General features: G+C 35.5%; 20 protein-coding genes. 4 read left to right on the top strand and 16 right to left on the bottom strand.

Annotated features, from left to right (window positions below):
- Positions 1–121: 121 nt before the first annotated feature.
- From ACXYMZ_RS07455 to ACXYMZ_RS07435, 5 genes are all read right to left on the bottom strand, one after another.
- On the bottom strand, positions 122–856 hold the full coding sequence (locus ACXYMZ_RS07455; RefSeq protein ID WP_458947756.1) for an ABC transporter ATP-binding protein: 735 nt from the start codon (positions 854–856) through the stop codon (positions 122–124).
- Positions 857–1,834: an ABC transporter permease subunit gene (locus tag ACXYMZ_RS07450; protein WP_458947755.1), complete on the bottom strand. Its 978-nt coding sequence runs from the start codon at positions 1,832–1,834 to the stop codon at positions 857–859.
- A gap of 40 nt (positions 1,835–1,874) precedes the next feature.
- Positions 1,875–2,351, bottom strand: a complete 477-nt coding sequence (locus tag ACXYMZ_RS07445) for a nitrous oxide reductase accessory protein NosL (protein ID WP_458947754.1) — start codon at positions 2,349–2,351, stop codon at positions 1,875–1,877.
- Positions 2,348–3,721: a right-handed parallel beta-helix repeat-containing protein gene (locus tag ACXYMZ_RS07440; protein ID WP_458947753.1), complete on the bottom strand. Its 1,374-nt coding sequence runs from the start codon at positions 3,719–3,721 to the stop codon at positions 2,348–2,350. Before ACXYMZ_RS07440 ends, ACXYMZ_RS07445 begins: the two co-directional genes overlap by 4 nt.
- Positions 3,722–3,793: 72 nt before the next feature.
- The gene (locus ACXYMZ_RS07435; protein ID WP_458947833.1) at positions 3,794–4,933 is read right to left on the bottom strand and encodes a multicopper oxidase domain-containing protein; all 1,140 of its coding nucleotides are present in this window, start codon (positions 4,931–4,933) and stop codon (positions 3,794–3,796) included.
- A gap of 530 nt (positions 4,934–5,463) precedes the next feature.
- Between ACXYMZ_RS07435 and moaC the strand changes: the two genes are divergently transcribed.
- Positions 5,464–5,958, top strand: coding sequence for a cyclic pyranopterin monophosphate synthase MoaC (gene moaC / locus ACXYMZ_RS07430; protein WP_458947752.1), 495 nt, complete (start codon positions 5,464–5,466; stop codon positions 5,956–5,958).
- A gap of 24 nt (positions 5,959–5,982) precedes the next feature.
- On the opposite strand, the gene ACXYMZ_RS07425 is transcribed toward moaC, so the two are convergent.
- From ACXYMZ_RS07425 to ACXYMZ_RS07400, 6 genes are all read right to left on the bottom strand, one after another.
- Positions 5,983–6,492 carry a MogA/MoaB family molybdenum cofactor biosynthesis protein gene (locus ACXYMZ_RS07425; protein ID WP_458947751.1) on the bottom strand — a complete coding sequence of 170 codons (510 nt, stop codon included), beginning with the start codon at positions 6,490–6,492 and terminating at the stop codon, positions 5,983–5,985.
- Between the two features lie 6 nt (positions 6,493–6,498).
- Positions 6,499–7,083 carry a molybdenum cofactor guanylyltransferase gene (locus ACXYMZ_RS07420; protein WP_458947750.1) on the bottom strand — a complete coding sequence of 195 codons (585 nt, stop codon included), beginning with the start codon at positions 7,081–7,083 and terminating at the stop codon, positions 6,499–6,501.
- Between the two features lie 9 nt (positions 7,084–7,092).
- Positions 7,093–7,326, bottom strand: a complete 234-nt coding sequence (gene moaD, locus ACXYMZ_RS07415; protein WP_458947749.1) for a molybdopterin converting factor subunit 1 — start codon at positions 7,324–7,326, stop codon at positions 7,093–7,095.
- Between the two features lie 27 nt (positions 7,327–7,353).
- Positions 7,354–8,172 (bottom strand): formate dehydrogenase accessory sulfurtransferase FdhD, encoded by an 819-nt coding sequence (gene fdhD / locus ACXYMZ_RS07410; protein ID WP_458947748.1) that lies wholly within the window; start codon positions 8,170–8,172, stop codon positions 7,354–7,356.
- A gap of 12 nt (positions 8,173–8,184) precedes the next feature.
- Positions 8,185–10,536, bottom strand: a complete 2,352-nt coding sequence (locus ACXYMZ_RS07405; RefSeq protein ID WP_458947747.1) for an FdhF/YdeP family oxidoreductase — start codon at positions 10,534–10,536, stop codon at positions 8,185–8,187.
- 125 nt (positions 10,537–10,661) lie between these two features.
- A complete protein-coding gene (locus ACXYMZ_RS07400; RefSeq protein WP_458947746.1) occupies positions 10,662–11,135 on the bottom strand; it encodes a hypothetical protein in 474 nt (157 codons plus the stop codon).
- A gap of 173 nt (positions 11,136–11,308) precedes the next feature.
- Here ACXYMZ_RS07400 and ACXYMZ_RS07395 point away from each other — a divergent pair, with 173 nt between their 5' ends.
- Complete coding sequence (locus ACXYMZ_RS07395; RefSeq protein ID WP_458947745.1) at positions 11,309–11,602, top strand: HesB/YadR/YfhF family protein; 294 nt, start codon at positions 11,309–11,311, stop codon at positions 11,600–11,602.
- Positions 11,603–11,697: 95 nt separating this feature from the next.
- Here ACXYMZ_RS07395 and ACXYMZ_RS07390 read toward each other — a convergent pair whose 3' ends face one another.
- From ACXYMZ_RS07390 to ACXYMZ_RS07375, 4 genes are all read right to left on the bottom strand, one after another.
- Positions 11,698–11,919: a hypothetical protein gene (locus ACXYMZ_RS07390; RefSeq protein ID WP_458947744.1), complete on the bottom strand. Its 222-nt coding sequence runs from the start codon at positions 11,917–11,919 to the stop codon at positions 11,698–11,700.
- Between the two features lie 38 nt (positions 11,920–11,957).
- Positions 11,958–12,188 carry a hypothetical protein gene (locus ACXYMZ_RS07385; RefSeq protein WP_458947743.1) on the bottom strand — a complete coding sequence of 77 codons (231 nt, stop codon included), beginning with the start codon at positions 12,186–12,188 and terminating at the stop codon, positions 11,958–11,960.
- A 158-nt stretch (positions 12,189–12,346) separates the two neighbouring features.
- Positions 12,347–12,544, bottom strand: a complete 198-nt coding sequence (locus ACXYMZ_RS07380) for a hypothetical protein (protein WP_458947742.1) — start codon at positions 12,542–12,544, stop codon at positions 12,347–12,349.
- Position 12,545: 1 nt separating this feature from the next.
- Complete coding sequence (locus ACXYMZ_RS07375) at positions 12,546–13,454, bottom strand: alpha/beta hydrolase (RefSeq protein ID WP_458947832.1); 909 nt, start codon at positions 13,452–13,454, stop codon at positions 12,546–12,548.
- A 252-nt stretch (positions 13,455–13,706) separates the two neighbouring features.
- Here ACXYMZ_RS07375 and ACXYMZ_RS07370 point away from each other — a divergent pair, with 252 nt between their 5' ends.
- Together ACXYMZ_RS07370 and ACXYMZ_RS07365 are read left to right on the top strand one after the other, a co-directional pair.
- Positions 13,707–13,916 (top strand): hypothetical protein, encoded by a 210-nt coding sequence (locus ACXYMZ_RS07370; RefSeq protein ID WP_458947741.1) that lies wholly within the window; start codon positions 13,707–13,709, stop codon positions 13,914–13,916.
- Positions 13,917–13,976: 60 nt separating this feature from the next.
- Positions 13,977–14,156, top strand: coding sequence for a type II toxin-antitoxin system RelE family toxin (locus tag ACXYMZ_RS07365; RefSeq protein WP_458947740.1), 180 nt, complete (start codon positions 13,977–13,979; stop codon positions 14,154–14,156).
- Between the two features lie 152 nt (positions 14,157–14,308).
- On the opposite strand, the gene ACXYMZ_RS07360 is transcribed toward ACXYMZ_RS07365, so the two are convergent.
- Positions 14,309–15,064: a DUF4085 family protein gene (locus tag ACXYMZ_RS07360; protein WP_458947739.1), complete on the bottom strand. Its 756-nt coding sequence runs from the start codon at positions 15,062–15,064 to the stop codon at positions 14,309–14,311.
- Between the last annotated feature and the right edge of the window lie 150 nt (positions 15,065–15,214).

Genomic DNA, 15,214 nt, shown 5'->3' with positions numbered 1-15,214 from the left:
CTTAAAAGAATTGAAAATGAATAGCACTGTATTTATATATTTACCCAAACTAAAAAGCATAACACCTTCTAACTAAAATTAAGGTCTTATGCTTATCGATTAGATCTATCCTTATATAAAATCAATTCGCTACTTCCAATTCATCTTTAGATTCTAGATCCTCATCTACCATAGATAGGAAAACTTCTTCAAGTGTAGAGCAGCCTGTCTCTGCATAGATTTCTTCTAGCGTTCCGGCAGTACGTATTTCTCCTGCAAAGAGAATAACAATTTCATCACAAATCTCCACGACGTCTCGCATGATATGACTAGATAGAATTACTGTTTTACCTTTTGCTATTAAATCTTGTAATATCAGTTTAAACTGGATTACCCAATATGGATCAAGACCATTTGTTGGTTCATCCAGAATGTAAATATCCACATCTGCTAAAAGTGTTTGTGCTAAGTTTACTCGCTGAGTCATCCCTTTAGAGAAGGACCCTACTTTACGATTACGATGTTCCCACAACCCAACAACCTTTAAAACTTCAGAAATCTTTTCTTTTTTAGCACCTATGAAGGATGCATAATAATCAAGCACCTCCACTGGAGTTAGTTCCGTATGAAAGTTCATATGGTCAGGCATATATGCAAACTCTTTTTTGGATTCGGTATTAAATTGAACCTTACCGCTTGTGGCCTTTTCAATACCAGTTACGATTTTGATTAACGTACTTTTTCCAGCACCGTTACCACCACAGATAACGACACATTTTCCCTTCTTAATTCCAATGTCAGTTGGCTGCAATACTTCTTTCTTACCGTAACGTTTCGATACGCCAGTTATTTTTAGAGCAATCGTTTCGTTTCCCATTTATGCCACTCTCCTTTTTAGTACAAAAACAGAGACGACTAGCGATATTAACATAATAAGTGCTAATGATAAGAAGAAATAAATATTTAGTTGACCACTTGCTCCCCATTCATTAATAATTAAATATTGTGATCCGAATATATAATTTGCACCTAGTTGGTTAATTGCCCATACACGAATGGACTCTACAGGATTTGCCAAGATTAATATGAATAATGTGGATAACTTTTGTCCATGTGGAATGAAATCCACAATCGAAAAGATAACAAACTCGTAAATAAATACGAGGAAACTCCAAGCAAATAATGCGAGTGATAAACCTTGCATCCGTGTAACTGCGTACGAACCAATCATAATTGCTAGCCCAGAGAATACGAAGATGATAAATAGGTTTAGCGCAAGGAAAGCTCCAAACATTGCGGCATCTTGTAAGGCTCCCATGAAATACAAGATAATACCGAATATCCCGTATGACATTCCTAGTGAAATCATTAAAGTAATCACAATAGAGAAATATTTACTGACTAAATAATATCCATTAGACATTTTATATGTTCGGTATAAAGAGAATCGACCTTCTTCTTTGTCAGCAACGATGGAGTTCGTCCCTAATATCAGACAGATAATTGGAACAATCCAGAGTGCTAGGTTAATTAACATTGCAATGGAACGACTATATGCATTCGTAAGTGTCATTTCTGATAAACTTCCATCGGCATTATAGACGGATGAATCATCGACAATCTCTTCTAAACCGAAGTATGCTGGATCTAATTCACCTACTGAAAACTCATAGCCACCAACTGTTCCTTTATTTTCTACTACTGGTATTGCTGTACTTTTAGCTGATTCAATCCCATAGAAGTATAGTAAAAAGGATAGTCCAATAAACAGGACGAACAAGCTCAATAACCACTTACTTCGCAATAATACTCGGATTTCCATTTTTAACATCGACTGAAACATGGATAGCTTCATTGTCAGCCCTCCTAAGCAAATATATCACTTTTTTTACAATTTAATGGTGACCGTCAGAATGTCCACGGTACCAATCTTCTAATTCGCTTACATTAATATCTTTTAACGCATCTGTTGAAATAACTTCACCGCTGCCATGTGCCGTTGCTGCTTCTTCTGAATCAAAAGCAATAAATCCATAACTCATTGGCGTCTGAATCGTCTCATCATGTACGAAATATGCATCTGCCATATCAATCCACTCGCCAGAGCCACGATCTACAACATAGGAAACAGCTATTTCATCGTCTGTTTCTTGGAAATAAACCAACATACAGCCAATATCATCAAAAACTCTTGGTGTTCCATCTTCTAAAATAACTTGTGTTGCTGAATCTAAATCTTCAATTCCCATATGACAGGTATAACACTGATCCGTGTCTATAGAAATATCTACCGGTTCATGCGATGTCCCCCCGCAGGCAGCTAATATACCTATTAATCCAATGAGTAAAATTGATAGAAATAACTTTCTCATAAGTACGTCCTCCTTGTTAAGTAGATTGTGAACAAACTAATTGCAATGACAGATGTAAATAATGGAATTAGTATTACTGGATTTGTAAAGCCCATTTGTTTGTTTTCAGGTATAATTACTTCGATTTGTTGTTCGATTACTACTGGTTCAGAAAGTGAAAACTCATCGATAACATGTGTATCTGATTCAATGTGTGTATATTGCTCAATTGTATTCCACAGTCGCACTGTCGGACTATCGAAGAAAATCTGTAAGAATGGTTCTCTTTCGATCATTTGATAGAATACATCCCCACTTTTATAAGCAAAATCATTTAAACCATCATCTTCTAAGTCTAATATTTCTTGATCATCCCAATAATTACCAGCACCCAAGAAGTTAAATTCATTTTTGTTCTCTGGAATCGTAACTACTTGTTGCGTATTTTTCGTCATATTATTCATGTAAAACTTATTATTTATTGCACCTTTACCTAACTCAATTCCTCTAACGTTTTCAGTAATTTCATTTCGAAAAACTTCGTTACGCTGTGCATAACCTAACCGAATACCTCGCGCATTTCCACGAATAATATTTCCAGTAATCGTTGAATCAAATAAATCATATCCAAAGATCCCTGATCCATCTGATGTTGTATTCAAGTGGAAATAATTATATTTGATAATAATATTTTCACTTTGCATGATCATGCCACCGTTATAACTACCTCTTACTTCGTTATGTGTGATGACGACATTATCCGAGTACATCGTATGGACACCATATCTTGCATTAATAAACCGGTTATAACTTACTTGTGCAAGTGATGAATGGGAAATCCAAGCACCATCCTGCGTGTTATACGTTTGGTTATGTGTGACAATTGCTCCGTCACCCTCAATGACATAAATTGCATAACCATAACGTTTACTACCAGTTAGTTCATCCCAACTTGAGATAATATTTCCTGTGATGATATTTCCATATCCTTCTCGAACAAGGACTCCGTGGAAAACATCATGGATGCGATTATTCTTTATTTCATTTCTGTCCCCGCGAGAGAAGATACCTGCTGCATCCGTTCCCCCACCTTGAACATTTAAGTTTTCAATAACTACATCATCTGCTTCAATTGTTATTGTATATCCAGATTCTGGCCCGATAACATGAGCTTCATCGTCTATTCCTATTAACGTAATCGAATCTTTAATAATAAAGTTTCCATGATACTCTCCATCTTCTAAAAGGATTGTATCTCCATCCTCCGCTTGTTCTAATGCTGTGTGTAAAGAGTTAGTATCTGTAACTGTGATTGCATCGCCATCTGCCAAAACCATACTAGGAATGAATAAGAAAAAGAATATCCATACCAATCCAACCTTCATTTTCATCTCATCACCTCATAGATAACCCCTTCTTAATACTTGAGATTAAGAAGGGGATATTTGAGTTATTTATTCATATTAATGACTCATCATTGATCCGCCTTCAGGGCCACCTGATTCGTTTACAACAATTGTTCCTACCGCACCTTTCGATACGTGGTCAAATTGGTGTGTTACGAAAGAGTATGAACCTGCTTCTTTAAGAGTAAACTCTACTACTGCTCCACCACTTGCTGGAAGCATTACTGTCTGCATACCTTCTAAGTGGTTGTACGGGTTTCCATCTAGATAAACATCTTCCATGATAGAACCAATTACGTGGAATGAACTTACTTCATTAGGACCAAGGTTGTTGATATACATACGAATCTTCTCACCTGGTTTTGCATAAAGAACTGTGTCTGGATCGTTTTCTGTTAGAGCTGTAACTGTACCATTACTATTCGTACCATCAAAAGTATAGCCATCAAATTCGTTGTCATCTAGATATTCAAGCGTTTTAGCAGAGAATACTACTTGACGTGGGGGCATATTCATCATGTTCGTTAAGTCGTTATATTTGTACCATTCGTTTTGCAAGATTACAAACTCGCGGTCAACTTCATTATCTGTAGGGTAGCCATCTTTAGGCATTACGATAATTGCACCATGCATTCCGTTAGCAATGTGTGATAGAACTGGGTCTGTCGCACAGTGGTACATGAATACACCAGGAGAGCTAGCTTGGAAACGGAATGTTCCAGTTTCGTTTGGCTTCACGTCAGCAAATCCAATTGTCGGATCTGTATGCACTGCGTGGAAGTCCATACTATGTGGAATTGCTGGATCTAGGTTGTGTAAAGTAAAGTTAATCCAGTCTCCCTCTTGAACTACTAGAAGTGGTCCAGGAGCTTCACCGTTAAAGTTCCAAGTTTTATACTCAATACCAGGAGCAATTTCAATGTCAGTAATTTGTGTTGTCATTTCAATGTTTACTTCGTTCTCGCCAACTCTTTCCATTTTCACTGGAACAGGTTCTTGGTTTAAATCTTTGTGAGGCTCAATCGGCGTGTAATCCACAGGATCTACTTCAAAACTATAACTACTATTCGGTGCTGCAGCATTTGCAGAAGCATTTTCTTCATTTACTTTTCCATTTTCAGCCGTATCACCACAAGCAGATAACAACAGAGCGCCAGCGACTAAACCAACAGCAACTAAATTCATCTTCTTCTTCATCATTTTCCTCACCTCATAAGTTTATTTTTGTTATTTTACATTAGATAAGGGATTTATCTTTCTCCCATCCAATCAATAACTTGGTCTCTTGATGTTATCTGCCTGACTGAATGGTTTGTTATATCTTATCTATGGTTCTAGTATAAATCCTAACCAAGATCCTAAGTGTGATTTACATCACTAATTTATGTTAGTTTATGAACAAAGTATGTCTGAATGAGGCATTGTAAACACTATGATTATAGTGTTTACTTGTCCTTTTCCCAAGTTATTAATTTGTGATGAGTTTCACAAATTTATCAGGTAGTTTTTACTATGATTGTAGTGAGAAATTGACCCGTCAATGCTCAAAAAGTCTTATAAAATTATTCTTCACTTATTTTCTTCAGAATTATGGGAAAAATCGTCTTAAAAATAGAAAAATGACTTAAAAGTTGATCTCTATACGAACACAAATCTTGATAGCTTAGATTTAAAATAATACACTGGAAACGAAAGCAAGAACAATATGAAACAAAGGAATGATAAACATGGGGAAGTTTACACATTTTGATGAGCAAGGCCGAGCGAGAATGGTTGATATCTCAGAGAAACAAGAAACTGCAAGGGTAGCTATTGCCAAATCAGGTGTTAAAGTAAATGAAGAAATCTATAAAAGTATTATCGAACAGAAAAACAAAAAAGGCGATGTTCTTCAAGTTGCACAGATTGCTGGAATTATGGCCGCCAAACAAACAGCTAACCTTATACCAATGTGTCATCCAATTCCAATTAGTGGTGTTACTATTCATTTTGATTGGGTTGCAGAGAAAGAAAATACCTACGAATTAGAAATACGTGCGGAAGTAAAAACAGTTGGAAGTACTGGAGTTGAAATGGAGGCATTAACGGCTGCTTCTGTTACAGCATTAACCGTTTATGATATGTGTAAAGCAGTAGATAAAGGCATGATTATTTGTGAAACATATCTCTTAGAAAAAACTGGTGGGAAGAGTGGAGACTTCAAAAGAAAACAGGAAAACTAATTGAATCATGTTTTCCTGTTTTCTTTAAATATCTTTTTGTAATTCTCTTACACCATGTGTTAATTCAGGTAAAATTAACTTTTCCATTGCAAGCTTTACCGCGCCTGTTGAACCAGGAATTACAAAAACGAGACGATGATTAATTGTCCCAGCAATCGCTCGTGATAGAATGCTTTTGCTACCGATATCCTCTTGATAGCTTAACATGCGAAAGATTTCGCCAAACCCTGGTATCTCTTTAGAAAATAAAGGCTTCACAGCTTCAATCGTTACATCCCGAGCAGCAATTCCTGTACCGCCACTTAAGATTAACGCATCTACATCTGGATTTTTTACTAGTAATTTTACTGCTGCTTTAATAATCTCATGTTCATCAGGAACAATTTCATATGCGGTAACTTCATAATCTTTTTCTCTCAAGTAAGTTTTTATTAGCTTCCCGCTTTTATCCGTACCTTTATCTCTCGTATCACTAATGATCAAAACTGCGCACTTCACCTTTTTTATCCCTAAATCCCATTCTTCATCATGCATGGCGAATTAACTCCCATCATTTATATATCGTTCATACTCACTTTGTAGATTTATATTAATAAATGAATCTAGTTCTGTAAAGGATTTATAAGCTGTTTGTGTTTGGTTAAGGAGTGCTTTTATGGATAAACGATTTTCTTTTAATAACTGTTCGATAACTTCTTTAAGTGAATAATGATATAAGGCAATTAATGGTTGTTCATGTTCATCTGTAACAGCAATGATCGCTTTATTCTCGTCGTTGATTTCCTTCATTAACTCTATATAAATATCTTCTGTAATAAAAGGCGTGTCTACTGGAGCAACTGCATACCATTCTGCTTCTACCATAGACATTGCAGTATAAATCCCTGCCAAAGGACCTTTCCCTTTATATGAATCTATATCATTATAAATAGGAACTGTCGTCTTCTCACGAAATAAGCTTTCTAACTTTTCATTGGTCACGATAACGACTGGATCAGCAATTTTATTCAGTACATCCAAGGAATATTGAAAAAAATACTTTCCATCTTTTTTTACAAATGCCTTTGGTTTCCCGAATCGTCTAGAATAACCACCAGCAAGTAAAATTCCAGCTATTTTTTTCATATTTAATGCTCAACCACCACTTACTGGAGGAATAAAAGCAACGGTATCTCCTGCTTGAATTACGTCTTCGTCATTGGCGTATTCTTCATTAACAGCTGTCATTACTTTTTGTAAATTTAAGTTTGGATAATCTTTTTCCAGAATGGATTTTAGATTGCTGACATTTGTTTTATTTAATGTAAGGTCAAGTGCATTCTGTCCAACCTTCTCTTGTAGTTCTGCAAATAATAATACTTTAATCATCGTTGTCCTCCTATGAATATATGAAAATTACACACTACTTTTTGGTGTATTTGATTCAATATCACTAATTCTTTCGGGATAGGTGTAGATTGTCATTTGATCTTTTCTTGCAAAACCGATAATGGTGATTCCTAAATCGAGTGCAAGTTCAACGGCCAAATCGGTTAAAGCAGATTTTGACAGAATGAGTCCAATCCCCATTTTAGATGCTTTTAATAGTACTTCAGAAGATACTCGACCACTAAAGACAAGTAGTTTGTCTTTCGGTGAAATTCTTTCCTGTAACATAGCACCGAAGATTTTATCAAGTGTATTATGTCTTCCAATATCTGTTCGTACCATTAATAATTCATTTGTATTGGCAAGTGCAGCGTTATGAACACCGCCAGTCCGAGAAAATTCGGTGGAGTTATTCATTAGTTCCTTCATTAAGTGTAAGCATTCAGATGTTGAAATTTGTAGCCTACTTGTAATTGTCCTTGCCGTCCGAGCATCACTCTTGAAATAAAACTGTCTGCTTTTTCCGCAGCATGAACCAATGAAACGACTCGAGTGATCATAGCCTGTTGGCTCAACTGGATTCACTAATTCAACATGGGCAAAACCAGTATACTCATCGATATGAATCTTCTTTACTTCCTTAAAGGTACGTATGACACCTTCTGCAGCAAGAAAGCCTACCGTGAGATCTTGTAAATGATTTGGTGAACAAACAATCGTTGCAAATTCATTGCCATCAACCATTATCGTCAAAGGAAACTCAGCAGCGATTTCCGATGTCATTGTTTCTTGATGTTCTCCTTTAATCCGAATCGTATCTAGTTTCATATTCTCTAACTTACGCATTGGGATTCCTCCTCAACTTGGCTCGAGTTCTAACTCTTCCACTCGCTTTTCGGCATATTTGGTATCCTTATGAGCATAAAAACTTTCTGCCTTTTCAATAATGACTGATGTATTATATTCCGGTATTCCTGCATGCTCTTCATAAACACCCTGTGGTAAAACGACATTCCCCTCTGGCCAATGAAGTTCCACATTACCTTTACGAATATCTACAAACTTAGCATTCCCTTTATGCATCCCAAATTGATTGTAAACGACAATGGGATCACCTTCATTAATGTCATGAACCTTTGCATCCTCTGCGTTCATTAATACATCATCACGTTCAGCCTCATTAAATGGATCGGTTTCCGCATAAATCATCGAATTAAATTGTTTGCCACGTCTAGTAGTTACATAGAATTGTCCTTCTGGTTTCCGTAATTCAGGTATTTCTACAGTGATTAAATTACCTTTTCCATCTGGTGTAGGGCAAATTCCATCTTCACAAAGCCATGCTCCGCCCCATTGGAAAACATCACCTCTATTTTTTAAATGTTGAATTCCATCGTAATTAGGATTAGCAATCGCGATCTCTTCTCGAATCTGTTCAGCGGTCGAGAAATTTACTTTCTCAAATTCTTCTGGCTTTACCCGCCTAGCAAGATCAACATAGATTTCCCATTCACATCTCGCTTCTTCAATTCGAGGTCCTTTAATTTCCGGAGAAAAATAGACCATTCTTTCTGTCGAAGTTGAAGTTCCACCACCGACTTGTTCATATCTCGTCATTGCTGGTAATACAATTACTGCTTCTTTTGCATCCGCTAAGGTTGATGTATTCAATATGATATCTTGATGCACACGAACATCTATATTTTCCAAGCAACGTTTCACAAATTCGGGATTTGGCATTGTTTCTAAAAAGTTCCCACCTGAAAGATAATATAAAGATAGTTTTCTTTCGTGCTCTTCTGGAAGCAAGGCGTTTTCTAAAGACACACCAACAATATCACCCTGCCATTTTGGTATTTCAAAACCCCATATTTTCTCTACACGTTCACGGTTTATCGTGTCCATTCCACCGCCTGGCAGCACAAACGGATCTGCACCCATTTCACCTGAACCTTGCACACCAGAATGCCCTCTAATTGGCATTAAGCCACTATGTTCTTTTCCTAAAAACCCTTGTAATAATGCAAGATTAGCAACTTGAGAGATATTATCTGTACCAAAGCGGTGTTGGGTTAGACCCATTGACCAAACAAATACCGCAGAATCTGATTTTGCCAAAAGCTCTGCCAGCTCTAACATGCGCTCTTTCGTTATTCCTGAAGAGTCTTCTAGCTGCTCCCAATTATAACTTTTTACCTTTTCCCTAAGTTCATCCAACCCATTGACATGTTCTGCAATAAATGCATGATTTAATGCTGAGCCTGGATTAACTTCTTCCATCTCAAACCAATGTTTGATAATACCGTGCATAAATGCGATATCTCCACCAATATTGACTTGATACACATCGTCGGCAATCTTCGTACCAAACAATGCAGATTCTGGAATGGAAGGAACCCAATACTCATCCATTGCCGGTTCATGATATGGATTGATAATAATAATTTTAGTACCTTTCCTTTTCGCTGCATACATATATTTCGTTGATACAGGCTGATTATTCGCAGCAACAGATCCCCAAAACAGTAAGACATCTGTACCAATCCAATCTTTATAATTACAAGTAGATGCGCCAACTCCGATTGAGCGAGTTAAAGCTGTTTTCGATGGTGAATGACAAATTCTTGACGCGTTATCGATATTATTGGTTCCTAAAAAACGCGCTACTTTTCCTAAAGTATAATAGACTTCATTTGTGATACCTCTTGATGTTGAATAAAAGGCAAAACGTTTAGGATCGAGCTTTTTCATTTTACCTGCAACTCTATCCATTGCCTCATCCCATGACAATCTCCGAAACTTTCGATCACCAGGCTCACGAATCAATGGATATGGAATTCTGCCCAGCTTTCGCAACTCTGTACTCGATAATTTTTGAAGTTCATCAATATCTTGAAAAAGATCTGATTCCTTAATCGCTGGCATCGTGTTTAATCGAAGGACATTTAAACGTGTCGTACAAAGATGAACCCCTTGCAATGTCTGATCCTTTAATCCAGAAACACCTAACGCACAGCCATCACAAACCCCCTGCGTTAGAATTCGCTTTGCATATGGAAGATTATCTTTATTTTCCCAAACAACTTTACCCATATCACGAATATGATGTGGTTTTACTTTTCCTAAGCCAAAAGGAACTTTACTGACCCATAAGCTTGTGTCTGGTTTCGTCGGTAACTTCATTGGTCCACTATGCTTTGTCTTCCCCAATCGTAACCCTCCTCATATATGTTAGAGTGTCGAATTGCTCTACACTTGCTTTATATTGGTAATAATTGATTTATCTTAATTTTAGTACAATTATGACCTAATGTAAACGGATTCAAGTGCATGTTCTAGAAAAGAACGGTGTGGATGACGATAAAGAAAAACAGGGTGAAACCAGTATAGAGATGTATACGCCTTTTACGACCGCTTGGGAGGTATAGTCTGAGCCAGCCACTTATTACCATGGTCAGTAAAACGAAGCTAGCAGCAATGCCACTCAGCATTTTCCAGCTTGATGGCTGAAAACCATATGTATCAAAAATAACCCAAGCATGAGCAATAATGAAAAGAAGAGAAATCGTACCGACATAGCGATGAAACGGGTAAATTTTCTTCGAGATCTTTGCGAGTCTTATCTTTTTTGAACGTTTCTCCGTTTGACGAATGGTCGAAAAAACTGCGTGCCTTGTCCAATTAAAAAGCACTAAGAAAAGACCAACCAGCCCGAGAATAATATGTAATGGTAAATCAATAAAACTATAATCAATAGATAAAAGTACAATAAGAAATAATAATATATTGATATATAACCAAATACTCAAGAGATCACCTCTTCTATGAAAGATAAAACTTTCCAGTGGTTTAATCATACAAATAGCAAGGGTAATATACAAGAACGTATAAACACTTTTATAGGTAATATAAAAAGGTTATGCTAAACTAACGTTAGATGAATTCAGCTGAGAGGAGGTTACAGAGATAATCTGTAAACGCCATGAATATTACTGTAACTGAAAAAGCACATGAATGGTATATAGAAGAGATTGGACTTAAAAAAGGTGATGGCATCCGATTTTTCGGGAAAGTCTATGGAAACACAGAAGTACATGAGAACTTTTCTGTAGCAATTAATGTCGGTACGCCAAATGATCCTCTAGCGACTTTAGAAATCGATGGGATTACTTATTTTATTGAAAAGAGCGATGATTGGTTTTTTGAGAAGTATGATTTTAAAGTAGATTATGATGAAGAATTAAAAGAAGTGAGTTATCATTTTTTAAGTGAATGAAAGTAGATAACTTCAACTGAAGAAAATAGCTTTTAATATTTAAAGCATCGTAGCCGTAAACTTGGCTTTCGATGCTTTTAGTTATAGCTGCTTATCTACCCGCCCACAGAAAAATTCCATACAACTAGAAAAATACTAACGACTCCCCAAAGGGTACACCCCGCTATCCACCAAAGAATCGGTTTAGAAGCTTCAATATCATACGTAGTATCTTCTTTTATAAAAGCGAGCTTTCTTTCCATTGTCTTTTTCATAGAAACAAGAGTTGCAAAACCAATGATGATAAATGCTAGTGTAAACCAAAGTAATCCGTTCATATTTATCACACCTTATTCAAATTTATTCCTAATCGTTACTAAGCGAGAAACGTATCAATAGACATGAAAACAAAAAAAAGAGAAATTGCTATCGTTACCCAGCCAAAAGTTTTTTGTCCTTTACGAATATCTCTTACACCTACCACAAAAAAAGTTATACCTGCAAGAAAGTATAGATGTGGAAATAAAGTAAAATCTTCAGTGAACAGCCCATATAGTGATAATGAAATTACTGCGGTGGTTAGAATAATTTGTATTATTTTTAACAACTAAACCCTCCTTTTACTTGAGCTCTTTTAGGACTAAATACAGCTCTTAGCCGTTCTCCTAGATTAATTTATCTGTTTCAAGCACAGGATATGTATTCCTACTTTTTATAATTATTATAACTACTTATTAAAATATATATTTTAGATGAGATGTAATATTAATACTTATTTTTTATAAGTTCCATCATATAAAAGATTAATGAAATTAAAAAGGAGAGCAAAATGACAATTATCGTTCCGAAAATATAAACAGCTGTTTCAGGATAATCTCCAACACCGAAAATAAAACCTAAAATAAAAAATAGAAGCACGCTAATTAAAGTTGATAAGACAAAAATACTTATAGATTTCCCCATCTTATTCCCCCGTCGACATCATCTCGTTTACTCTAGAACCTTTTGTTATTCTCGTATCAATTAAAAACCTCTTTAAATCTTCCATTGGAAAATTATTATTCCAATGAACATAATGCCCACCTTTTACTGCAAAATATGTTATTGGCAAATCATAATCTTTTAGTTTTCGCATATAGCGTTCAGTGTTTCTATATTCTTTTTCACTTACATTTTCGAATGTACCATAGACTAAATAGGTGGGAACCTTAACGTTTCTTAACATCCGCGGCAAGTTAAGGTTATAGTAACCAAACATAAGATTTAGACCTTCCACTGAGAATTTAGCTTCCTGCCGTAATGCTTTTTTTATGTATAAATTTTCTTCAATGGATAATTGTTTACAAAATTGCTTTACATCTTTGTCAACGTCTCTTTCTTGTCTATTATCTTGAATAAATAAGGGTTCTAGTTTAGTCAGAAGACGTTTACCAAATAACTTTACACCCATATTTAATAAAGGAAAAGCATACGCAAACAAACCAAATTCTGTTTTTGGAATTCTCGGAAATGGTTTATGTCCTTGATCCAATAGAATTAATTTCTTTACTTTCTCTGGATAATGATTAACAAATGCTAGTAATATTGCAGCACCTAATGAATGCCCTATGAGGTTTATCTTTTCTATATTCTGTAATTCTATATAATCATTGACCCAATTCGCTAATTTCTTAGAAGTTATTTTCCCATCAATACCTTTGCTTTTCCCATAACCTGGAAGGTCAACCATGTGAGTTTCAAATTCGTCACTCACAAACTCTGCAATATTAAGTCCTTCAATTCCTGTGAAGCCACCAGCCGGTAGAAATAGTAGAGGATCGCCTTCTCCTATTTTTTCAACATAATAATTATTACTTGAATGATTTATCTCCACTAGCCCCAATCTTGATCCCCCCTAAAAGCTTCTTTGTTTTATAAGCGGCCGAAAATAATATGGTTTAATTATCTATAATATTACATTCTACAAACAATAATTTTATCCTTCATTTTAATTAATTTATCGATTATGAGCGGGTACTATTCTTGTAAAGTTGAATGACTTCCTGGTTTTGTTTAATTACAAAAGTTGTTGAACACCCTTCTTTTTAAGCGTGATATAATAATTTTAGGACGGTGATTAGCTATGATGGATAGGAAAGAACTACACCGGTTGGTGGACCAATTACCAGAAGAAAAATTGCCTCTGATGGGTGACTTTTTCCGTTATTTATTTGAGGAAGAAGAATTGGAATTGAATGATGAGACAAAAAAGGAAATAGATGAAGCCCGTGAGCGCGTCAAAGGTGGAGAATATGTCTCATTGGATGAATTATTAGAGGAATTTGGGGATGTATGATTTAAGGGTTGAAAAGCAAGCTGCCAAGTATCTTAAAGAGTTGGAAAAACCAACTCAAAAGTGATTAATAAGTGCCTTAATGAAATTAGCGCTGATTCTAGCGTGAAAAGGATGAAAGGATATAATAGCACGTTTCGAAAGCGGGTTGGTGACTTCCGTATCATTTTTGAAGTCGATCAAGGTCAACTCATTGTACTTGTTTTGAAAATTGGCAGCCGTGGAGATATTTATAAAAAATAAGACAACGCCTTCTTTATTATAAAAAGAGGCGTTTATTTTTATTTAGGCCTAATTCTATCTTCCGCTAACGTCGGATGAACTTAGAATGGCATGAAGTATAATAAGTAAAGCTATTAAGTATATTTGAAGTGTTCAGATGACAAGTAAGTCTTTTACAATTTATTTTTAACTTTAAATGACACTCTCTCTGCATTAATAATAAAATCGATTAGATCCATATCTTTATTTTGAAGCAAAATATGGAACTCAAATGAATCATCAAGCTTATATACTTCCTCGTATAGCCACCAAGTGTCTTCTATTGAATCATCCTGCGTTACTATATTAAAATTCTCAAACGTAACTTCGTTAATATTCGTAAACCCACCCGAATTATCAAGGAGTAATGTAAACGAGTTACCATTAGAGACAGACTTCTTAATGACACAGTCATGGAATCCAAATTTCTCAACAATCTCTTTTTCAATTCTATTAGAGTTTGCTTCTAAATATTTATCATAGTTTTCAATTGTAGCCATTACTAACTTCTCATTTTCCTCACAATATCTCGTCACATCATCTATGACTTTCCGGCTTGCTTTATTTAAAGTAAAAACTCTTATATCTGCTATCTGGTGTAATATCTCTTCTGGCAAGTTGTACTTTAAATCCTCTTGGTTGTAAACAAAGCCTTCCTCAAATTGTTGAATAGCTCTATCTTTATTAAAAGGCTCATACGCTATGTTTTCTTCTTGCGACAATATCGAAGCTACTTCCTCTTCCATGTCTAGCCAGTCAGTTAGTTCGTCTTTATAAAGCTTTTGAAAATATTCTTCAGAAAATGTCTCTGCTTGCACATCTTCCTCTAGGGAAAGATGATAACTTGTTTTCTGACTTCGTTCATACCAGTCTATCGTAAAATATTTCATTCTAAAGGTATCCTCTCTTATGGAATGAATTGCTTATATATGAAACTTTTAATTTATTTTAACATAAATTTTCTGAAGATATTATAAACATTATTCACTTTCAATAAAGCTCCATAAAAAAAGAAGCAGCTCACTTCGAACTGCTTCCCT

It is taken from the genome of Oceanobacillus sp. CAU 1775 (genome assembly GCF_054482815.1).
Note: the sequence above shows the minus strand (reverse complement) of the source record. Positions and strands in the feature narration are given on the sequence as shown.